Here is a 20,080-nt window from a genome sequence, read left to right as displayed (position 1 = left end):
GTGGGTAGTTGTCGCAACCATCGTTGTTATCGCGGTCTCCATGGGAGTGTGGTCGCTTGAACGGTAGGTGGGGCGTGTGCCTTTATAGGGCGTGTTGACCTGAGGAAATGATGATTAAGGTAGGCGGGCATCCAGCGCTACTGAATGCGAAGGGGCAGCCTTCTGTTGATGTCATCTCAGCAAGGCGCTGGAGCAGCGCGATATTCCCCGACTTCCCTTCCGACGACCTAGTCCGATCTTGCTGTACACGGGGCGAACTCGTTAAAGCTTTCGCCGTCAATGGCCTGGATTTCATATCAGTCGAGACACTGGAGTCCAACGAGTTGGCTCTGACGGCATATCTGTCGGAGTTCTCATACGCGGCAGTAGTTCTCGAAGCTTCAGCTGAATTGTTCCTGTTCAAGGATTCAACCAACAGATTCTCTGTCGTGTTCGGAGATCCTAGGTTGGTCAAGGAGGTCGAGAGGGAAGCAAGCTCAGATCCGGGAACCGACTTCAGACGGTGGCTAGATAGCGCGGACTTCAGTACTGTCGAAAGGCAATATCTCGAGTTAAAACTCGCTGTCTACGGCTCGGGAGGCGCTTGAGTCGAAAGAGCTAGCTCGTAGCTCCTACTGAGTGCTGCGTCTATGCTTGGCCATTGTCTCCACTAAAGGTTTTGTGGAGTTCAGCATCGACTTCGGGGTTCGATTGAGGAACTGCTGGACGGTCTGCCCAAGCCCCTCAATGACGACGTGACGTGCGTCATCGATAGAACCTTTAAGGCGTAGTACATCCTCCTTTGAGTGCGGCCCCCCCGTCGAAGGGATGAACTGCGCGACATGTATCCTAGATCGCGCCAGGCGATTGAACAGTTGGACGGGGATGTCCGCGAGAGCGGAAGCCTCCTCGGGCTGCAATCCGATGGAGGCAGAGAGCCGCAGCCGCAAGATCTCCTCTCGTGCCACGACCATGCGATTGCCAATGCCCTTCGCCCAAGTGAAGAGCTTCAGGCGCGCTGCCCATCTGACATAGTCGTCGTCACAATCTGTCAGAGAGCCTGCTTTGTCGGCTAGCACCCACTTTCTGTTGAAGGCCTCTGAGTCTCGCAGTGCTTCCTCCCGCCGCAGCGCCGCCTCTGGGGATCTCGGCCCACGTTGGGTCTCACTTTTGGGTCTGAACTTCCGTCGATCGGCGAGAAATGCATCAATCCTGCCCGCCAAGAACGAAAGTCCAGCCGCCTTGATCAGTCCCGCATGATGCACCTTGAACCAACGGAAGGCTGCTGCAGGCACGTACTCATCTGGCGCAACAGGTCTGCCCCTCAATGCTCCATGAAGTACGTCAACCCCTTGCTCTAGCAGGAGCAGCGCGGTGGCGACGACATGCATGGCCCTCTGCTCACGAGTCAGCAGCTTGTCCGTGCCCAGGCTTCGGCAGTGCTGCACTACGAACTTGTGCATAGCATTGATGAGATTCAGGAACTCATTGAGACTCGCATCCTCAAACGCGGAAAGCTCGCGTGGCGCTATGGCGATACCTGTGTCATTGAACAGCTTCGCTCTCATGGCGGCGAAGAGGGTGGCTACCTCAATGCTGCACGGCGGCGCGGATGGGTGTTCGGAAACCGGTGCTCCGCACTTGCAACGATCCGTGCCGGGCCGGTTCATGCGATAGCCTGCGCCACACCGTAGGCACTCGTTGACCAGAGGCGCTCGATGAACAGGGCAATGGGTAAGCAGCGAGAGGTGCCAGCTTGCGTCATGGATGCCATCGGCGTGTACACAAATCGGGCAGATCTTGTGATGGTGGAAGCTCACATGTCGCCCCGATAGACGCTGCCCCTTCAGGTAGTAGGAGTGATTCTCTGCCTTGCGGATAGCGATCCGCTCATACGTGGAGTCATCCTTGACTGTCAAAGCGGAGAGGACTGGCGCCGTTCCTCCCAGCGCCTGACGTGTGAGGTCCAGGCCTATGCCGCCCAGAAACATAGTGGGTGAGTCGTATGAATTTGCATCGCACAACCTTAGGGCGTAGCCGATAGCCGCCTCCCGGGGATCGGGAAGCGGCGTTACCACTAGGGGGCGAACCGGATCGGTTGCCTGAATCTCCGAGAGCAAGCTCATGTCAGAGCCCGATTCAACTCGGCCTTAAGCTGCTTCTTACTCAAGGGTTTGGCTGGGGCCTCTTCCTTATCCCTCTGCATGGATCCCAGATGCAGCTCTTCGTCCTCCTGATCTTTGGGTGGCCTTTGCGCCAAGTACATGGCGACGCCGCATAGCCGCTGCTGCTGGTCAGGAGAAAGGGAGCCATAGAACGGTCCGCCTTCCATGGGGATTTCGCCCGCATACCAGATGGCCTCTTGGAAAGCCGCGTCGAGGTGCGCCAGCGAGATCTCGGTCCGGTTCTCCCAGATTGCATCTTTCACTGCTTGGTCGAGGATGCGCCACAGCAAACCGAGGCGACCGCCGCATGCAATGAAAAAGCGAAGCGAGAGCTCTTCTGAAGTCAGATCTGGGACACTGAAAGGTGCCATGGAGCTGTAGACGCCGCGAAGCACCGAGCGGAAGACCTTCCTGGATCGCGCATCGGTCCAGTCGTGTACGGGGATTTCGATGGTGCGGCTGAAGCGAGTGCGCAGTTGTTCCCAATGCCGAACAATCCGACTGGAGCTTGGCAAGCCGACACATACGACGCTCAAGGTGCCCATCTCAGCCAGCTCTTTGAGCCAGTTAGTGGTGAGACTGAGCGACCTGTTCTGGTTCTTGTCCACGAGTTCCTGGAACTCGTCAAGAATCACCATCTTGCAGCCGACCTTGACGAGCAGCTTCTTGAGTCGTGCCGTCTTCTTGTTGACTGGCCCCTCGGCGTACTTGGGGTCTCCGAGTGCTTCAAGCAACGCTTCAACGACGCCGGTGATGGTGCCCTGCGAAGGCACCTGGACGTAGATCACCTCCTTGCGTATTCCGGTTGGAGTTCGTTCGGCTGGGAACTTCATCTCGAATTGCCGGAATATGTAGGACTTGCCAGCTTTTGAATGACCGACAAAATGCTTGAAGGCGGGTGTACATGTAGTGCCAACCTCTTTCAGCACTCGACCCAAGATGTCGTGTGATTCGACGAATATCGGTGTCTCGACCCTCAACATAGCCATCTTGCTCAGGTGGAGCGTGAGGTCAGTGGTGGGCTGTGGCGGAACATTAAGAACGTGGTTCATGCGGCGGCCTCCTGTGTGTAGGGCACGGCAACGGTGACGGTGAGGTCGAGAAGATCGTCATCACGAGCGACTGAAGGGTTGCGAGGCGAGTGCATGGCGTCCTGTTCCGCAGGCCGCACTGAGGCCCCGCCTTTTCGCTTAGCTGACGAGGTTAGCCGTGCGGAAGTGGTAGCGGGCTTGGAAGAGTTCTGCTTCCGCATGCTGCGGGCTCGGCTTTGCGCGGCGCGGCTCTTGCGGCGATTCACCACCATGTCCTCTTCAATCATCTCGACGATCTTCAGCTTCGCGTCGCGCAGGCTGACGCGATCCTCGCCCTTCTCCGACAGGTACCTGGCGTACTCCTTGCACTTGGTGTGTTGCCAGCGGGTCAGGCCGCTCGCGTAGTCCTCATCAATCGCCGGCACCTTGATGTAGTCGCCAGTCTCGGGATGTACGACATACAGATAGCCCACGTCCTCATCGTTGGTAATGATGTCGACCGTGATCCTTTCGCCCAGTTGTTGCCGCATGACGCCGAGCTCGGCGCAGTTGTAGTAAAGCGAATCCTTCAAGATGCCTTCGTGGCCAGCAACGCGCGTCTCCGGCTTTCCGAATGCCGCATCCACCCACTGGGCCGAGTCGGGAAGGTGGCGGTCTACCTTATCGATCAGGCTTTCCCACTTCTGGGCGGGTGTTTGTCTGATGGAGGAGTGGGTGCTCTGGTGATAGATATCCGCAATCCAGAGGTTGATCACCCGATTCAGCGTCTCTAAGGTGATCGCGGCGTGCTTGGAGCTGTCGTAATCGCCGCGTTCGATGATGGAGGAGAACGTTCGCCCCGGGATCAGAGAGATCAGATCGGTCTGAAGTGTGCGGAAGAACCGCTCGATCCTACCCTTGAACCAAGGCTGGCGCCGAGGACAGGTCTGAATCGTGATGCCGAACTGTCCGGCAGCGTAGTCCAGGCTGGCGCCGTGGAACTCAACACCGTTGTCCACCACCAAGGTACGCATGATCCCCCAGGTAGGCCACGGCTGGGTGACATCGTCCAGTTCTGTCTTCGGTAGCACCGCATGCCGCAGCGCTCGCATCACCGTCAGGCTGCTGGGCGCATCGAAGCTCAGAGAAAAGCCTAAGATCATGCGGGTGCACGCATCGATGATCACGGTCAGCCAGGGGCGACCCAAGGGCAGGCCCGTCTCCATGTCGACCACGAACAGATCGAGTCTGCAGTGATCCATCTCAGCGCGCTGCAAGGGGAGGGCGGCGGACGCCCCTTTGCCCGTGTTGCGAAACTTCATGTCCGCCGCTTGCTCGCCGTAGCGGGCCGCATAGACCTCATAGGCGGGAAGCTTGCTGATGTACTTGCGAAGCTGCTCGTAGCTGATCGGAGACAGTTGCTCTGATGGGGTTAGCATCAGATTGGTGTCATCGATCAGACCATTGATGTCGCTTAGTACAGAGGTGATGTTTCTGCGATGAGGGGTGAGATAGCCATCCCGAACGCAGTCCTCCATGAGGTCCAGCACCTTCTGCGGGATGCGATCGCGATGGCCCTTCAGTGCATGCTGGTCGAGCAGGGCGACAATGTTGTTCTCCGCGTCGCGGTACTGCTTCATCCAGCGAGCCACACTGCTGGCATGCGGACACTCAGGCATCAGTGCAAGGTCTGCTGGCTTGAGCTTTTCCCACAAGGCTTGCACCAGCGGCGTCAGACGAGCTCGCGTCGTCGGGAAGTGGGCAAGCTTTGTAACAAAGTGCAGTCGCAGCTTGGCCAGATCCCGCAGCAGGGGTGGCACAGAGGCGAGCAGGGTGTTGCTCATGACCCGCGAGCGCGCCCGCTTGTCCGCTTCGATATCAATGATGGGCCGAAAAACGAAGTTGCCGCTTTTGTAAAGCTCCAGCGCTTCAGTCAGCGTCAGCTCCTGCCGACGGGCCGACTGTGCATCTTCGAACTCGATGCGCTCCTTATCGAGCAGTCGGGTGATGTGTTGTCGCTTGCCATCCAGATCGAACCTCTGGCCGACCTTGAAGAGTCCTATGCCCACAGCCAGCCCTCCTCTTGTTCGGAGGTGTAGGCCATGGTGTCCAAGCCGATCGGCCGGGACAGGTCCACACTGATGCGACCCTCCATGATCTGGCGAGCCAGTGACCGTGCACTAGCGACTCGTCCCCAGCCCAGATCAGCCAGCGATACGCCGTCTAGCGCCTGTTGATGGACCAGCAAGGCCTGGAGGTCCGTGATGGCAGTACGTCCACGAGACAACAGGGACCAGGCATTGGCCAGACGAGCAGGAGAAGGCAGGTCGACCTCGGTCACCAGCCGATACACGATGCCCAGGGGCGCCAACAGCGTGCTCAGGTGCTGAGTGCGCTTCAGAACCGACGCATCCACGTCACGCGCGAATTTCACTTCAATAAAGGCTCGCGATCCGCGGTGAAGCACCGCGAAGTCCGGATAGTGGCGAGCCCAGCCGCCGTAAGGCGTCGCATACTCCATGAGCACTGGCTGCTCGGCGTAGGCGCCCACGGTGGGACAGGCATCCAGCGCCAGCGCGACTTGCTCCTCAAGGGCAGATTCGAAGTGAACGCTTCGAGCCAGTTTCCAGCTGCTGAAGCGGTAGATGGCCCGCATGGCGCCACGGCTGAGCACGTTGCGTGCTCGCACCTCCCCCGCGGGAGGCCACCACCAGGTGATCAGGGCATCGTGAAGATCGGGGGCCGGCCAGCGGGGCAGGACCACAGGGAAGCTTGGGCGCGATACGCCCAAGTCAGGGGTAAACAGGGTCATCGGATCATCCTTAGTGCCGCATGGCGGCACAGGTAAAGGAAAGATCCGGGCAGGAGGGCTCACCCCGTTGACAGGCGGCGGCCGCGCAGTCCAGAATCGCTACAAAGCCCGCCAAAGCTTTTGTTAGCGATTCCGGAAGGCCAGACGAAAGTCTGGCTTTCTGCGTTTCTGGCCCGGAGAGTGTGTAAGCCTCTATGTGGGTCAGGTCATGGGGTCTTCTCCGGCGGGGTTTGGGTGGAGAGCGCCTGGGCGGCGGCCTCGGTACGGGCAATCCAGAAGGCGACCTCTTTGGTAGCGGCACACCAGCCCTTCCGGCCGCCCTGTTGGAACAAGGCAACGGGGGCACCATGGCGGCGCACCGCCTGCCTGAATGCTCCAGGAGAGGGGTGGCCGAGCAGCTTGCTCAGGGGCAGGCCGCTCAGAACCGGTCCGAACTCCGTCAGCAGCCAGCGCTCCAGTTCCTGGCCGCGCGCGGCAATATCTTTGTCAGGCAACAACCGACTGTCCTGCATCGTGCGGTATAGGCACGATAGGGAAAGATATCCGCGCGCGGGGCCGAAACTTGTACAGAATTTATCGGGAAGATGCCCCGTGCTATGTGGTAACGCCCATCCCGTTGCCCCAGGCGCTCAGGGGCAAGAAGCGTTGGGGAGAGGGGGTGCGCCCATGCGTAGGCAAGGCGGTCTTCTGCGAAGCTGCCATGAAAGCGGGCGTGTGGGAGCCGGACCGGCTGGACCTGGTGCTACGCAAAGCAGCGGGCGGGACCCATCCCACCAACGGCACGATGCGCAATCTACGCAACGGCCATGGTCCCACCTGGATCACGGTGTCCAGTATTGAGCAGGGCCGCCCTGACATAGACGCCATCTACTGGGGGAACCACCCGATCTTCCACATGCTCGATTGCACCGAGCATGACGCCAGGTTCGGTGCGGTCATGACCTATGCCGTGGATTCGGTATGGGGGCGTGTGCGGGAGCGCTTCTGGCCCTGGGCCCATAGTGGCAGCGAACCTGGCTCGGGAAACCCCAACATCGAGATCATCCAGGACACGGGTGTCATCGAAGAAGCCTTTTCAGATCCGCACTTCAGCGAGATGCGAGCGCAAGATCGATTTGTGTTCGCGATGGCGTGCTACTTCATTGCAAAACGTAACCGCAAGCCCAAGGTGGCCCGGCGCGCCGCCGATGTTACAAGGCAAGAATTCATGTTCGCCGCCATGAACCAGCCACAGCTGCTGGTGAGCTGGCGAACACTTCAAGAGGAAGTCGCTAAGAAGATCTGGGACGTAGAGGGCATCGGGGGCCGACTCAAGCCCATCTTCACAGTCCCTGGCGGTATCACTGAAAAGTGCTTGAGGGAATGGTTCCCAGAACAAGTGCTAGCCATGGCCGAGGAGAACGAAGCTGGTGCCTTGTCCAAAGAGGTCAGGAGAACGCCAGTTGAAGAAGACGTGATAAGCCAAGGGAAGAAGATCTGGGCGTCAGGGCGCAAGCAAGCAATAACTCCGACTACGTAGATATCCGAACCGTGTCCAGAGACGAAGCTGGATAACCAGGCACTGCTGTCGGTCTTGAAGAGTCGTTGCGTACCAACCCTGGCCGGAGTCTGGATCGTATCTGCCACGCTCCAACTGGCGCAGCCAGGCTCCGGTTAATGGCTCAAAGCCTTCCGCCTAAGAGATCAAGAGGGTTGCAGAGCAACATGTGGTCGTTCTCGAGCCTGAGTGACGCCAATTGGAACGGCCTGTCTTGATAAGCGGCGATTTCGGGCCTCGGACTGCACTAGAAGCTGCGCGCAAAGCGTGGCGCCTATCGCGTTGCGTTCAGCCCGTATGGCTATACGGCCCACCGCCATGTCGATCCATGGATGAGATTGCTCAATCGGCGGCTTGGGGCAAGATATCTATTGCGCCGATAGTTGCCTTGCCTGAAGTAGCGGCCAGGTCAAGATGCCGGCGCAGTGCGTGCCCCTGCCTCGGACGTGTGTGTTCGTGCGTCCGCAGGGCGACGTTTCACCGACTATTTTTCCGCTGCCTTAGCGCTCATGGCCTCAAGCCACTTCGTCAGTTGCTCCATGACGACTTCGTGAGGAATGGCCGGCCGCGGATCAGCTCTCGCGGCCCTTACCTTTGCCTGAAGCCACTCGTCATAGTGGGGGTCGGATGATGTCGCATCACCCACATCGCCGTCGAAGCTGTAGTTCTCTAGGATCCAAGCCGATCGAAGTGCCATGGCGTCTACGAGAGCATGGTGTCGAAGCGTCCTCTGGTCAGGGTTGAGCTCAAAGTAGCGCTCAACGCTTGGCATCAGATTGCCTTCGCGTGCAAGCCTCGTACGGAATAGCGCTCCGGGCGGTGTCCGGTCAGGCCCGTTCCATACCCGGTTGAGCATCGAGAAGTCGAGCGGCGCGTCCGCAAAGATCTCGCAATCACCCAGGGGCTCCAAGAAGCTCCGCAGCGCGTCCGTCATGACGTTGTCCTTCATCGCCGCTTCCCCGCGATTGAGGAGCGGATAAACACTCTCGCGTACGAAGCTGGACGGCATGCTTGGTAGAGGGTCGCGCTCCGCGTAGAAGACACGCTCGCCGTCCTCACTTATTAGGGCCAAGCTGACGAGTTCACGAAGCGCATCGTTGGCCCATTCGCTGTCCAGGAATAGTCTGATCACGATCTGTACCGCTCCGCCAGAGCGGCCTCCAGTCTTTCGCGCGTTACGGCGTCTCCAAAATCCCGTTCGCAATGCACAAGGTGCGACCTCATGCCGGTCGGCCAACCTGAGTCATCGTCATCGAGGGCTAGCCAGTGGCCTCTCTGATAAGGACGGACGTTCTGCAGATACCAGGAGATCTCCTCCCAGCGCGACCTGGCCTTCGTCGTGGGCGGCAGATGGTGATGCACGGCATCTATGACTCGAGCAGCGACAGGCGCGGGAAGCAACCGCCTCAGTTCGTCCAACGTGCGGTTCTTCCCCCAAGTGGAAGAGACCACGATCTCCAAGTGTTTCAGAACGGGCGAGAGAACTGCAGCCAGAGCAGGCGCATGCAGGAAGAATGGGCCTGCGTAAGGCGTTGGGCCAAAGGTGACCTCAAGCTGCCAGTCATTGAAGGGAGCAGGAGCCCATAGCGGGTGCAACACGCCGTCGAAATCAAGAAACAGCACGGCGTTCATCCGGAGGGCCGCTTGGGTCGAAGACGCAGCATGTGCATGGTTCTCGCCCACTCAGGCACGTCTATCCTTCCAGTCACCACCAGCCAAGCCATTCGCAAAGCCTCTGCGTCAACCAGCGCATGATGGCGTCGGGCGGCGGCCGCCGGATGTCCCGCAAAGTAGTCCTCGACCAGCATGCCCATCGCGCCCTCCTTCAGCATTCTTGTCATCACGGGCTGCGGGATTGGCCCACATGCCGCAGCCTGATCGTCTGAAAGGTCGAACCCTGCGATCACGTACTGTAGGAGCGCCAGGTCATTGGGATAGTCAGCCAACACGACCGGCTCTATGACAGCGCTCAGGAAGGCGCGCAGGCCGGTCGTCATCGCCTGGTCGGTCATACGGCACTTGCCACGTTCCAGTAGGGGATAGACAACCGATCGCACGAAGTCGGTAGCCACGTCGGGCAAGGGATCGCGCTCAGCATAGAACCGATGGATTCCATCTTCAGTGATGAGCGCCAAGCTCACTAGCTCGGAGCCAATCGGGTCCGCCCATTCGGTATCGAGGAAAAGGTAGGTCACGGCTTCAGCTTGGCGTGTACTTCTTCGGCCAAATCACTGTTGCACCCTTAATCATCTCCGGCTGGATGAAATGCGTATAGGTGGGCGGCTTTCGGCCCTCGATTACATCAAGGCGATCGAGCTCTTTTGTCCTAGCGATCATCTCCTGGACAAGAAGCCATTGGCCTTCTTCGGTTAGGCACCAGCCACCACGCACTTCGTCATAGACGATGAACGAAAGGTAGTCATCAGGATCCAGGATGGGCATGGTGAGAAAGAATATGCCTACGTCATGCGTAAAGGCGCCAATTGAGCAAACGATGCTCTGGCGCATGACTAAGTGGTTGATTTCTAGCGCATGAACTCGCTTGCTGCCATGTAATGCCCCCAAATTTGGGATGAGGCAGGCACCTACGTCGGGCGAAGGATCTTCCGTGCGACTGTTCATGCACAGGCGGTGGTGCCCCTGGCCGGACTCGAACCGGCACAAGCCGCTTATCTGGCGCTGACGGGTTATAAGACCGCTGCTCTACCCATTGAGCTACAGGGGCTGATCAGTTGCTGATCAGCCAGGTATTCGGAGCGAGCGGGAAAAGATGTTCACGGAAGCGAATTTAGCAAGTTCTGCGTACAAAACAAGAGGTCAGTAAGGCCGTCACGATGATCCACTCGCGGCCATCCATCGAAGTCTTGCGCGTGACCTGGGCCCGCGCGGCATCGCCTTGACTACCGCTTCCCAGGACCCGATCGACGTAGACATGAGCCCGGCCACTGGCGAAGTCGCCATGCCGGTAAGCCCGGGCGTGGCAATCGGGCGTTACGGCTAGTCCGAAGGAGTCGCCAGCGTTGTCGCCGTCCTCGTCAGCCCGCCGCCTCGCTGGACCCCGGCGCGAAGGTTCTGGCTGACGGCGACTTCACCTTGTTATTTGAGTCAACTCTGAGGACGCACCCATGGAGGGTATCTGCATCATCGGTGCGGGCAGCGTCGGCGCCGCGTTTGCCCGCGCCTTGCCAGGCACAACATTAAGAATGCTTCCAATTGTGGTGCAGACCTGGATCTTCAGCGCAGCACCCAATCGCCTGGAAAGTATGGCTGCCCTGTTTGTGTCAATCGCACAAGCTGCCATCGGCGCGGACGCGGTGCTGGGTCGTCAAGCGGTGGATCAGCTTGGAGTTACTGCGACGATGTGGTTCGGGGGCGTACTGGCGATCGTGACAGCTGTGCTGATCGCGCACGCCAACCACGGGCGGCCGGTTGCAAATGCCGCGTTCGATAGCGCGTGACTACAGCTGAGATAGCATGCCCAGGGCGCGCATGGGATCCAAGAATGCTTAGGCCACGAGTCGTGGATCTACGTACGGAGCAGGGCTTACAGAGTGCCTGCCGATTCAGCGCCCGAATGTTGCGGGGGGCTGTCAAAGTTTCGGAAATGCTCAGGGCGTCGAGCCACTTTGCTGTCCGGGTTCGGCACATGCACCGGCTTATCTGCGCGCACACGCACATCGCCGCGCACTGTTTGTTCCAAGCGCTCGGTTCCCAGGGACGCGTAGTATTCTTCCAACTCGGAACCAATAAAGCGACGCCCCTCCAGCAGGGAGGCCACGCCGCTACTGGCCACGCCGGCATAGGGGTCCAGTACGATATCGCCAGGATTTGTCAGCGCGGCAACGAGTCGTTGTGCCAGTGCAACGGGAAACTGACAAGGATGGTCGAGTTTCTCCACATGGTTGGCCTTGACGTTGGGAATGTCCCAGACATCTTCAGGGTTCTTGCCAAGCGGATTCCCACTGGGCAACCCCTTGAGCGGACCCTTGTTCGCGGTCTTGCCCGGATACTTCTGGGGAACACGCACAGCATCCAGATTGAATGTGTAGTTGTCGCCCTTCGTGAACCACAACACTGTTTCATGCCTGCCGCTGAAACGGCGCTCGCAATGAAAGCCATGACCGAACGTCCACGCAATACGATTGCGAAGGATCGGCGGCTCGGGCAGCTGCCTCATTGCATCGAAGATGAGGTAGTCCAGCGGCATGACATTGTTGTTGTCAACGTGATAGCCCACCTGCCAGCAAATGCTGCCGCCAGGACGGACGACGCGAAGAATCTCCGGCAATACGATCTTGTGCGCGGCGATGAAGTCTTCGATCGTGTTGCCAGGCTCATACTCCTTGCCCATGCAGTAGGGCGGGGACGTAATGGCAAGTGACACCGAGTTGTCGGGGATGGCAGCTAGCAGCGCCTTGCAGTCGCCATTCAGCAGCGCAGCGCGCCCGCCGTTGGCGTTGATATGGGCCCAGGCCGAAGGTGCTCGTCGGTACAGCATAGGGGTGTCTCGCTGGATCTTCGAGAATTATAGATCTCCGGTCCGGATGCGCAAGCCCGACCTCCGGGCCGGGGCCATCAGGCCCCCAGCGAACAAGTCCTATGTAAAAGCGACTTCGTCTAGCTGGACTCGAACCTGCTCCCACTTTCCGTTACCGCTATCAGTTGGTACGTGAGTGGCCATGTGCTCGACGGAGACTTCTGCAAGACGTAGATGGTGCAAATCCCATACATGGAACGCATAGGCCTCCCCGTGCCGAACCGCCGTGTTCCATTCATTTCGTGTCAGAAACAGGATGGGGGGACTACGCTTGGATCCCTTGACCTCAATATACCTGGGCGACCACGATCCTCCCAGAAGTTGCCAGGACTGGATGTCATATCCTGCGACGTTGGAGTCAAGTGACTTCCAGACAACCTCCGGAGCGTCCGGGACGTTCGCTAGGCGCTCCTGCTCATGGCGAAGCGAAAGCCGTTCAGCCTCCCGGCCTGAAGACATCTTTGCAAGGTCATCGTCCGCATATCCCAGGCTGGCGAGCTCATCCCACCAGTCGATGACGCATTGGTCTGGGATGGGGTCGAATGCTCCGGCTCGCTCGAAGCAGGTGGCCACATCCGTATCCACAGCGCGGATTGCCTCTCGCCCCGAGCACAGCAGTGGAAGCCAAGTCGGTGCAGCTGTGCGGGCCGTCAGCCCGATGACCTGGCGATATAAGACCTGTCGGTCGATGAGGGTGGGCTCGATGAGCTCGTGCAGCTGCATTGCACCTTCCAGGTCCAGTCCCGCGCCATCGTAGGTGGCTTCCAGCAACTTGCACGCTTTATCCACCGACATCGCGGGGTCATCCCGAAGCCGGGCTCGCAGTCGAACCAATCCGCTGATCGCGGAGGGTTTGAGTGCTAGGACAGGGGTCACACAGCCTCCTCATCCGAAAGCTGGGGTGCACGGTTCTCGATTTCAGCAACGATGTCATCAATGTCGCGCGCGTCGAGTTCATCGGCAATAGACAGTGGGGCGTTCTCCTCATCCAAGGCCAACTCGTGTAGATCACGATCGTCCAGCAGCTTCTCCATATTGCGAATCTTCTGGCCAAGCCGCCGACTTACCGAGACGTCGATTGAGCCTATCCCGGAGGGCAGGCGGTTCTGCATGACGTAGATCGTCGTGTCTACTTCGTCGGGCAAGCCAAGTCGATGAATTCGATCAATTGACTGCAGGAAGTGTGTGGCGTTGTAGCTGCGATCCACATAGATCGCATCATGACACTGCAGGTGAAGGCTGATGCCCTCAGCCGCCGCGGCAGGGTTCGCGATCATCACATGGCAGTTAGGGTCCGTCTTGAAGCGGCGGAGTTGGCCTTGCCTGCTTTCGTCATCGTCTTCATCGCCCATATCAATCTGGCCATAGATAAGCGCCGGGTTGAGATGAGACAAGAGATCCCGCAGCTGATGGACCGTGGAGGTGAAGATGGTCCAGAGCAACACCTTCTTCCCTTGGGCAACGAGGCGCTCCGCCAGTGCAGCGCTCTGCCGAACCCTTTCGGTGGCCCCTTCTTGGAGAACCGCGCGCAGCAGGCCAGATTTCTCGGGACTGGCGACCTCATCCAGGCTCTGGGCGACGAGCGCGGGATTGACCGCTGCCTGCAAGAGGCGAACCACGGACCGGCGCGTAGCAATGAGGGCCTTGGCCGACGTGCCGCGGTATAGCTTGCTTGCTTGTGCCCTCAGATCGTCTCTAAGCACCGCGTAGAACGCACAATGTGCATCTGAAATCGTGACCGGCACAAAGACACGCTTGCGTTCCGGCAGCTGCAGGTCCGACTTGGTCGTGCGGACGTACAAGCCGTCCATCACCTTGCGAGGCTCCTCCCCGCGACTGATGCGGAATCCCAGCCCGGCGCCTGGCCACAGGAAGTCCAGTTGAGACTGCATGTCGCTACTGGACTGGGGCATGGGTGTGCCCGTCAGGATGTCTCTGCGGATCGCCAGGTGTCCCATCCTGAGCAAGCTTGCGCCGCGCAGCGAGGTATAGCCGGCCTTCATGCGGTGCGACTCATCAAGGACCAGATGAACGGCTCGGGTGGCAAGGTAGTGGCCAATGAGAGAATCGACTCTCACCAACTGATCATAGGAGATCAGGAAGCGCTTTCCCCCAGCCTGCAGGCTTTCGCGGATGCGCGCCTCACCACCGGTCAAGGTCTGAAAAGGTGCACGAAGCTCACCTGACGCTGTTGGCAGCAGGCACTCGTCGATGATCTCCTCCCAGGCAGGAAACGCGTTCTTCGGGGCTGCCACGAGAATACGATCAGCCTGGTCTCGGCTCAGCAGGTGAAGTGCAAACGTTACTGTGGTTTTTCCTGCGCCGGGTACCGAGAAGTTTGCGCCGTTGCGCAGAGACAGCAGTGCGGAGAGGTTGGCCGCCTGGTATGGCTTTAATCCGTGATCCTCCTCATTCCATCCCATGGCCGTCAGGGCAGGTTGGATATCTTCAGGCGCAATGATCTGGGACCGAGTCCCAGCATCCCGGACAGCCCGATAGTCCACCATGAACTGCTTCACACGCGCGTCCGAAGACGCGTCTGTTTCAAACAGGAAGCCTAACGAGCGTTGCAAAGGTGCCAGCGTGCGGATCAGGGTCAAAGCAGTGGGCCAAGACACCTCAAGCACGTTACGCCGCGCAATCGCGCTGTCATCAATGTCGCGAGCCGAGCTCGTCAACCGAGTCCAAGCAAGCATCGGCACGTCATCGGAGCGCGTGAACAGTCCGCGGCTCGCATCCGCGACATACGAAAGCGTGAGGGTTGGCGAGGGCACTGTTAGGCCCTCGACTCATTTAGCTCCTGCAGCTGATGCTGCAGTTTTTCAATTCTCTCAATACACCGCTCAAGCGCGGCATTGATCTCGTAGTAAGTAGATGGTGCTGCCGTGGTCAAGTCGACAAGTGTGAGATTCTTCTCCGCTTTGACCGCGAACTTGAGTGCGGCCTTGTCTCTATTCTTGCCTTGCTCGGCTACAACATCACAAACCTCTTCAATAGTGCGGACGGTGCGTTCACGACCTTCGTCATCCTCACGCGCAGCAATGAGTAGGTCGACCAATGGGCCATAGTCAACGCCGGCGCCGACGTCATCATCAAAGTTGATCTCCGGCTTTGGCTCACTCGCCGGAGCGGCTGCCTCCAGCGTAACTCCGAACTCCACCGCCACGGCGGTGAGAAATGCATCCGGGTTCGTTTCAATTGTGTTGATCAGCGTATAAGCACTGTCAGAAAGAAGCGTCCGATGCTCCACAAGGAAGAAGTCGAACTGTCGTGTGACCTCTCGCTGGGCTACATTGTCCTGCTTGCCTAAGTTTCGCGTCGCAATCTGGATGAACGCTTGCTCGGTGTCTTTCAGTAAATCGAAGTTCTGAGGCTTGTCGAGCCACGAGTCCAGATACGCCTCGGCGGCCTCAACCATCTTGACCGCGCGTTGAATTTCCGACTTGCTTCGATTCATCTCATTCATGATCTCCTGTTCAGGGACGTTGGCGTCGCGCAAGTCCCTAACGGCGCGCCCCAAAGCGGTCCACTCATACGGAAGCTTCGTTTCAGGCTGCATTTGCAGCGCAATCTCAAGGCTGCGGATCTCATCGACCGTGGCCGACTTGGGCAGTACCATGCAGTTGACGTGCGCGAATCCCGAGAACGCACTCGGGTCAGCTCGATGAAGCTCTCGCATGGCTGCAAGGCGACGGTTCCCATTCACCACGACGCCATCAGCGGACACGATGATCTCATCGGTCTGCAGCCTAACGCGTTCAAGCTCTTCGTAGATGGGCTTGATCGTCTCGCCACTTCCCGTCTTCGCCTGATCAAGCAGGATCTGGTGCTGCTTAGCCTGGACTGAGCTGTCTTCGCGTCTTTTAGGGTTGAAGAAGCCCGGCGGCACCGCTGTTTGCGCCTCCAGGCTCAACTGCTTATCGCGGGTGCGATAGTTCTCAAGTCGGTAGATAGGCGTGCCAATCGGAAGGGAGATGAGCGGCAGCTCCTCCCCATTTCGGAACTTGTACTCTTTACGGAGCTTGCCGTGGGCTCTGGCTTCGGCGACACGAAGCTCAATCTGTTCATGGCGAAGCTCAGGATCGACAACGTTGAACGTAGTGCTCATTCCATTCCCCTTGGCGCCACCCCGGCGCCGTTGTATCGGTTGAAGCTCGCCTTCAGTACGACGAGCCGATCACAAACGACAAGAACTGCTGCCAATCACCTGCAGATCTCAATAGATCCATGTTCGTACTGGCGGCGAGCTCAGTAAACGACTATCGCGAGAACGAACCCGGCTCCCAATGGCTTCCATCGCGCATTGTTGCGTCGGGCTCAACAACAACCTGTACCGGAATATCGTGGGTATGATCTGGAATACGGTTCCAAGGAAGTACCGTCTCCTCGAAATCCCACATGCCGTCCAGGACTTGGTGGGCTTGCATCATGTGCACCCTGACACTGACGAGGCGCTTGTCCGTAGTGAATCGCTTCAACGTCTCGGTCACCCGCTCGAACCTGTGTCGCTCGACCTCAGGGCCATCCATGGTTTCGTAGGCAACGTGAACGACCGACTCCACGTCCGCCGGCACCTGGGCGACTGCGTCCGCGACGCGCTTGCGTATGTCGCGCGCCTTGCCTGCGATGGATCGAGCCGAGCTGAACTTGCGCGTGATACCCGACGCCCAGCCTATCTTATCGGCGTAGGCGCCGAGAAAGGGGATAGGGCTGTCCTTCACGAATTCCGGTTGGATCATATGCGCAACGCTCACGGCAGAGTCGAGCGGTGCCCAATCGCCCCCCAGTAGCGTCGTCAATGCCGGCGAGTTGAGCTTCACAGAGTACTTTGCCATGTGCTCGGCGACCTTGCTTTGGTCAATATGGCGGACGTCGATCTTCGCTTCTGGACCGTCGTAGATCGTGGTCTCCCCAGCGGGAGCTGGCAGTGCCGAGGCCAATAGGTCTGTCAAGAACGACTTCGGCAGGGAACTTACTTCAGTCCTGAAGTCAGCTCTTAGCCAGAGCCACTGACGGTTCTCGATCAGAAGCTCCGCCACGCCATCCCACATCTCCAGGAATTTCTGTCTCTCCTTCTCGCCGTACTCCGAGCTACGTTGCAATCGCTTGCATTCGACGAACAGCACCCGGCCACCCTTGGTCACGCGAAGATCCGGCTTCTTTTCCAGTGGAGTGGATGCCAGGAACTCTACGTCCCAGCCTGCTGCGGCGTAGGACAAGCCGACGAGGATCTCGAACAAGGTTCCGTCGGGGTCAGATCTATAGTCAGTGAGAGCATCATTGACCTTCTCGTCCATGCCGGTAACGCGGGGCAAGTGGCCTAGCCGCATGCCAATGGCCGTAAGGATGGGAAGGATGCGCGATGCCTGGCTGATCTCTTGGCTGAAGGGATCATCCAGCGCGAGCTCTGCGAGCAGCAGATACCAGGCAATCTCATCCTTCTGAACGCGCAGGGGCACAAACGGTCTGTTCGCCATATCGGCCACTGCGCCGTTAAGCATTTCAATAACGCCGGCCCTTCTCTCTGCCCACTGCTCCGGGCCTAGGCCTTTGAGAAAGAGGTCTAACGCAAGTCTAAGCTCGGATTGTCGCTGAGTGTCGCCTTCACCCAGACTTGCGATGGCGAGCCTCTTGTTGCGCTTGATGGCCTCGCGTCTGCGATGCTCGAAATTGCCCCTGCGCTTGGCTTGTCCCATCAGACCGCTCCTTGTCAGCTCTAATCAATGCTACGCCAATGACGGGTCCGAAACTCGATCCGACTCGCTTGGAGGCGCTTGCTACTATCGCTCAATAGAATCGCTTAGGTAAGTGCATTTACCGAGGACGCATCTTCTCACACAGGCACGATGCCTGGCTGCTGAGCATCATGAATCATAGATTTTGGCTGTTGAGAATCGAACCGAGTCATCGGCAGCGCGCAATGCGAGGAACTGGGGGCTCGACGGGCCACGATGTCCGCAGGGGCGATTCATGAAGACTTACTGTGTTAGCTATCGCATCGCAGATGTCACGGTAGGCGGAAGAGTCTACGAGAATAAATACAACGTCTTCGCGGATGGAATCACCGAAATCTCACGGGCATGGTGGTCATAAACAACGTCGTACTACGCCTTCACTTCGGCGAAATGGATCGGCGATGTTGCCGTAAGAGTAAGAGTGAAGGCAGCCATCAGGCCAAGCCACGATTTGTCCTGCTGAGGGAGACGGACACGGCGCCGGCAAGTATCTGTGGCAATGACCAATACATTGCTACCCCATCTCAGGTCGTGCCATAAGGAGCGGACGGCCAAGCGGACGCGGCACAGGCGCAGAGGCTTATCATCCCTATGGCGACCGTGATCGCGGCAACGGCAACCTCTTGTACCATTAGGGCTGGCTCGCTTGTTTACACGCTCTCGCCGATGCCGGGTTCCAGGCGTCCACGGAGGAACTTTCCCTCAGCCCCTTTCAGCTCAGCTCGGTCGAACAGCTTTCCCTGAAACTGAAACTGCCGATCGATGTGGATGATCAGCAACTGCTCGAAGTCGCCTTGACTCTTTACGAGCACGCGATCGCTGGACTTCTCGGGCGAAATCGTCTTCACCTCGACAAGCTTGCCCTGAATAGTCCCATCGGAACCGGCGCGGTGCGTTGCGTGTCGACGTAGGCCGAATCTGATCTCGGCATATATCTCTCCCAGCTCTCCCCAAACCTGCAGGTAACGACCGGTATTCTCGAGATGGCGCTGCGCGCAATCCACGAGGTCGTGGAATATCTCTGTTTGCTCCACAACGCTATAGGGGAATCCCTCTCTGCTCTGAAAAGGCTCATAAGGCTCGACATCGTAGGCAGCCTCGGGTGCTCCTTCCAGCTGTGAGTCGATCCATTCCTTGCTGAGGTACTTCCATTCCCATGGCGCGACACCACAGCTGGCGGCATCGGCAATTTCTTCCGGGCTGTAGCCGCGATCGTTCATTTCGTACAAGAATTCCCAGTCGCCCATTGCGTCTCCGCTCGATGTCAGTCTGCTGTACTACGGAACATCGGTCGCTCTTTGGATGCCCCTGACGAAAAGCAGAAGCTCATCGTCACCCTCGCGTGAGGGCCAACTTTGACCCACCCGCGCAAACCCCAATTTCGCTAACGTCCTGTGCATGGCGGGGTTGCCTGCTCGGGTGGTCGCAAACACGCTACGGACGCCCGCTGCTAGCAAGAGCTGCGTGCACAATGGAAGCGACTTGCCACCTCGTGCACTCGGCAGTACAAAAATCCATCCCATCTCAAGCTCGAATTCAGCCTCAGGGATAGGCACCCCCGAACCCTGCGAGACCTCGGCACGATGCCGGTTACTTGGGCGCTTCAGGCCGGCTACGCCTATCAAGCCTCGTCCGGAGCGCAGGAAGGCCAGCGCATAGGCGTTCTCCACCCGGCCCTGCAGGCCTTGGGCCATGACCTCGCCGCCGGCCAGCACGAACGCAGTGAAATCCTTTAGCTCTTCGTCGCTGAATTCGGCTGGCGCTTTCACCTGGCAACTTAGTTCGCTCATGCCAGCTCCTGTACGGGCCCGACGGCAGTCGACGATTTTCCAGCCGGCGCCGGCTTAGGTCCCAGGGTGGCCAAGTACGCCTGATAGGAAAGGCGGGTTACCTTCTGCCTCGGCAGCAAGGACGTGGATTCCTTTTTGGCGCGTTCCCAGTCGTGCTTGAGTAGCAGCGAAACATGGATGTGGAATTCTTCGGCCCGGGTAGCTCCTAGGTCGTCGCCGGAGATAACGTTGATGATGGCGCGATCATCTGGGTCCGTCGGGTTCAGCAATAGCGACAAGGCAAGCTTGGCCTTTGCCAAGCCTGCGGCGTCCTGGGAAGTTAGCGCGGCGGCAACCTCTGCGGCGCTACAACGAATCTTATCTCGCCACTTGGCGCGCTCTTGAGTGATGTTCTCGATGGCAATCCTGCGCTCAGATGAACGCAGCGCCACGAAAGCACCAACAAGTGCTGCGATAACGGACGACGTCAGGAGGGCTTGGATCATCATGCCTATTTGTGACCGATCTGATTGGAA

General features: G+C 58.7%; 20 protein-coding genes and 1 tRNA gene. 3 read left to right on the top strand and 18 right to left on the bottom strand.

The window, feature by feature from the left end:
* The first annotated feature begins 110 nt into the window (after nucleotides 1–110).
* Complete coding sequence (locus tag CSC76_RS07630) at nucleotides 111–587, top strand: hypothetical protein (protein WP_162109430.1); 477 nt, start codon at nucleotides 111–113, stop codon at nucleotides 585–587.
* A gap of 24 nt (nucleotides 588–611) precedes the next feature.
* On the opposite strand, the gene CSC76_RS07625 is transcribed toward CSC76_RS07630, so the two are convergent.
* From CSC76_RS07625 to CSC76_RS07605, 5 genes are all read right to left on the bottom strand, one after another.
* Complete coding sequence (locus tag CSC76_RS07625) at nucleotides 612–2,105, bottom strand: TniQ family protein (RefSeq protein ID WP_162109429.1); 1,494 nt, start codon at nucleotides 2,103–2,105, stop codon at nucleotides 612–614.
* On the bottom strand, nucleotides 2,102–3,196 hold the full coding sequence (locus CSC76_RS07620) for a TniB family NTP-binding protein (RefSeq protein ID WP_162109428.1): 1,095 nt from the start codon (nucleotides 3,194–3,196) through the stop codon (nucleotides 2,102–2,104). Before CSC76_RS07620 ends, CSC76_RS07625 begins: the two co-directional genes overlap by 4 nt.
* Nucleotides 3,193–5,223 (bottom strand): DDE-type integrase/transposase/recombinase, encoded by a 2,031-nt coding sequence (locus tag CSC76_RS07615; RefSeq protein WP_162109427.1) that lies wholly within the window; start codon nucleotides 5,221–5,223, stop codon nucleotides 3,193–3,195. The genes CSC76_RS07620 and CSC76_RS07615 overlap by 4 nt, the downstream gene beginning before the upstream one ends.
* Nucleotides 5,214–5,966: a TnsA endonuclease N-terminal domain-containing protein gene (locus CSC76_RS07610; protein WP_162109426.1), complete on the bottom strand. Its 753-nt coding sequence runs from the start codon at nucleotides 5,964–5,966 to the stop codon at nucleotides 5,214–5,216. The genes CSC76_RS07615 and CSC76_RS07610 overlap by 10 nt, the downstream gene beginning before the upstream one ends.
* 206 nt (nucleotides 5,967–6,172) lie before the next feature.
* Complete coding sequence (locus CSC76_RS07605) at nucleotides 6,173–6,460, bottom strand: hypothetical protein (protein ID WP_162109425.1); 288 nt, start codon at nucleotides 6,458–6,460, stop codon at nucleotides 6,173–6,175.
* 206 nt (nucleotides 6,461–6,666) lie between these two features.
* On the opposite strand from CSC76_RS07605, the gene CSC76_RS07600 reads away from it, so the two are divergent.
* Entirely contained in the window at nucleotides 6,667–7,485 is an 819-nt protein-coding gene (locus tag CSC76_RS07600) for a hypothetical protein (RefSeq protein ID WP_162109424.1), read from the top strand.
* Nucleotides 7,486–7,987: 502 nt separating this feature from the next.
* Here the strand turns inward: CSC76_RS07600 and CSC76_RS07595 are convergent.
* The 5 genes from CSC76_RS07595 to CSC76_RS07575 form a co-directional block, all read right to left on the bottom strand.
* Nucleotides 7,988–8,635 (bottom strand): antitoxin PaaA2 family protein, encoded by a 648-nt coding sequence (locus CSC76_RS07595; protein ID WP_162109423.1) that lies wholly within the window; start codon nucleotides 8,633–8,635, stop codon nucleotides 7,988–7,990.
* The gene (locus CSC76_RS07590) at nucleotides 8,632–9,135 is read right to left on the bottom strand and encodes an HAD domain-containing protein (protein WP_162109422.1); all 504 of its coding nucleotides are present in this window, start codon (nucleotides 9,133–9,135) and stop codon (nucleotides 8,632–8,634) included. The genes CSC76_RS07595 and CSC76_RS07590 overlap by 4 nt, the downstream gene beginning before the upstream one ends.
* A complete protein-coding gene (locus CSC76_RS07585) occupies nucleotides 9,132–9,698 on the bottom strand; it encodes a 3'-5' exoribonuclease (protein ID WP_162109421.1) in 567 nt (188 codons plus the stop codon). The genes CSC76_RS07590 and CSC76_RS07585 overlap by 4 nt, the downstream gene beginning before the upstream one ends.
* Nucleotides 9,699–9,702: 4 nt before the next feature.
* Entirely contained in the window at nucleotides 9,703–10,125 is a 423-nt protein-coding gene (locus tag CSC76_RS07580) for a hypothetical protein (protein ID WP_162109420.1), read from the bottom strand.
* Between the two features lie 10 nt (nucleotides 10,126–10,135).
* A tRNA-Ile gene (locus CSC76_RS07575) sits at nucleotides 10,136–10,228 on the bottom strand.
* 400 nt (nucleotides 10,229–10,628) lie between these two features.
* Between CSC76_RS07575 and CSC76_RS07570 the strand changes: the two genes are divergently transcribed.
* A complete protein-coding gene (locus CSC76_RS07570) occupies nucleotides 10,629–10,961 on the top strand; it encodes an MFS transporter (protein WP_162109419.1) in 333 nt (110 codons plus the stop codon).
* 86 nt (nucleotides 10,962–11,047) lie between these two features.
* Here the strand turns inward: CSC76_RS07570 and CSC76_RS07565 are convergent, their stop codons facing one another.
* The 8 genes from CSC76_RS07565 to CSC76_RS07530 all read right to left on the bottom strand — a co-directional run bounded on the left by CSC76_RS07565 (nucleotide 11,048) and on the right by CSC76_RS07530 (nucleotide 20,053).
* Nucleotides 11,048–12,001 (bottom strand): DNA-methyltransferase, encoded by a 954-nt coding sequence (locus tag CSC76_RS07565; RefSeq protein ID WP_238394904.1) that lies wholly within the window; start codon nucleotides 11,999–12,001, stop codon nucleotides 11,048–11,050.
* A 99-nt stretch (nucleotides 12,002–12,100) separates the two neighbouring features.
* Nucleotides 12,101–12,835, bottom strand: coding sequence for a protein NO VEIN domain-containing protein (locus CSC76_RS07560; protein WP_162109418.1), 735 nt, complete (start codon nucleotides 12,833–12,835; stop codon nucleotides 12,101–12,103).
* A gap of 77 nt (nucleotides 12,836–12,912) precedes the next feature.
* Nucleotides 12,913–14,814, bottom strand: coding sequence for an SNF2-related protein (locus CSC76_RS07555; protein ID WP_238394903.1), 1,902 nt, complete (start codon nucleotides 14,812–14,814; stop codon nucleotides 12,913–12,915).
* Between the two features lie 2 nt (nucleotides 14,815–14,816).
* Nucleotides 14,817–16,148: a hypothetical protein gene (locus tag CSC76_RS07550; RefSeq protein WP_162109417.1), complete on the bottom strand. Its 1,332-nt coding sequence runs from the start codon at nucleotides 16,146–16,148 to the stop codon at nucleotides 14,817–14,819.
* A gap of 151 nt (nucleotides 16,149–16,299) precedes the next feature.
* Nucleotides 16,300–17,736 (bottom strand): hypothetical protein, encoded by a 1,437-nt coding sequence (locus CSC76_RS07545; RefSeq protein WP_162109416.1) that lies wholly within the window; start codon nucleotides 17,734–17,736, stop codon nucleotides 16,300–16,302.
* A gap of 689 nt (nucleotides 17,737–18,425) precedes the next feature.
* Entirely contained in the window at nucleotides 18,426–19,022 is a 597-nt protein-coding gene (locus tag CSC76_RS07540) for a hypothetical protein (protein ID WP_162109415.1), read from the bottom strand.
* Nucleotides 19,023–19,052: 30 nt separating this feature from the next.
* Nucleotides 19,053–19,565 carry a GNAT family N-acetyltransferase gene (locus CSC76_RS07535; RefSeq protein WP_162109414.1) on the bottom strand — a complete coding sequence of 171 codons (513 nt, stop codon included), beginning with the start codon at nucleotides 19,563–19,565 and terminating at the stop codon, nucleotides 19,053–19,055.
* Nucleotides 19,562–20,053 (bottom strand): hypothetical protein, encoded by a 492-nt coding sequence (locus CSC76_RS07530; RefSeq protein ID WP_162109413.1) that lies wholly within the window; start codon nucleotides 20,051–20,053, stop codon nucleotides 19,562–19,564. The genes CSC76_RS07535 and CSC76_RS07530 overlap by 4 nt, the downstream gene beginning before the upstream one ends.
* Nucleotides 20,054–20,080 lie beyond the last annotated feature (27 nt).

It is taken from the genome of Pseudoxanthomonas mexicana (assembly GCF_010093385.1).
Taxonomy (GTDB): Bacteria; Pseudomonadota; Gammaproteobacteria; order Xanthomonadales; family Xanthomonadaceae; genus Pseudoxanthomonas_A; species Pseudoxanthomonas_A mexicana.
The sequence above is the reverse complement of the archived record's forward strand: the minus strand, read 5'-3'. Positions and strand labels throughout refer to the sequence as shown.

Coding starts and splice junctions, on each gene's coding strand:
- CSC76_RS07535 (WP_162109414.1), bottom strand. CDS start 19,565: ATGAGCGAACTAAGTTGCCAGGTGAAAGCGCCAGCCGAATTCAGCGAC.
- CSC76_RS07530 (WP_162109413.1), bottom strand. CDS start 20,053: ATGATGATCCAAGCCCTCCTGACGTCGTCCGTTATCGCAGCACTTGTT.
- CSC76_RS07600 (WP_162109424.1), top strand. CDS start 6,667: ATGAAAGCGGGCGTGTGGGAGCCGGACCGGCTGGACCTGGTGCTACGC.
- CSC76_RS07570 (WP_162109419.1), top strand. CDS start 10,629: ATGGAGGGTATCTGCATCATCGGTGCGGGCAGCGTCGGCGCCGCGTTT.
- CSC76_RS07625 (WP_162109429.1), bottom strand. CDS start 2,105: ATGAGCTTGCTCTCGGAGATTCAGGCAACCGATCCGGTTCGCCCCCTA.
- CSC76_RS07550 (WP_162109417.1), bottom strand. CDS start 16,148: ATGAGCACTACGTTCAACGTTGTCGATCCTGAGCTTCGCCATGAACAG.
- CSC76_RS07545 (WP_162109416.1), bottom strand. CDS start 17,736: ATGGGACAAGCCAAGCGCAGGGGCAATTTCGAGCATCGCAGACGCGAG.
- CSC76_RS07580 (WP_162109420.1), bottom strand. CDS start 10,125: ATGAACAGTCGCACGGAAGATCCTTCGCCCGACGTAGGTGCCTGCCTC.
- CSC76_RS07620 (WP_162109428.1), bottom strand. CDS start 3,196: ATGAACCACGTTCTTAATGTTCCGCCACAGCCCACCACTGACCTCACG.
- CSC76_RS07560 (WP_162109418.1), bottom strand. CDS start 12,835: ATGTCGGTGGATAAAGCGTGCAAGTTGCTGGAAGCCACCTACGATGGC.
- CSC76_RS07610 (WP_162109426.1), bottom strand. CDS start 5,966: ATGACCCTGTTTACCCCTGACTTGGGCGTATCGCGCCCAAGCTTCCCT.
- CSC76_RS07540 (WP_162109415.1), bottom strand. CDS start 19,022: ATGGGCGACTGGGAATTCTTGTACGAAATGAACGATCGCGGCTACAGC.
- CSC76_RS07590 (WP_162109422.1), bottom strand. CDS start 9,135: ATGAACGCCGTGCTGTTTCTTGATTTCGACGGCGTGTTGCACCCGCTA.
- CSC76_RS07630 (WP_162109430.1), top strand. CDS start 111: ATGATTAAGGTAGGCGGGCATCCAGCGCTACTGAATGCGAAGGGGCAG.
- CSC76_RS07565 (WP_238394904.1), bottom strand. CDS start 12,001: ATGCTGTACCGACGAGCACCTTCGGCCTGGGCCCATATCAACGCCAAC.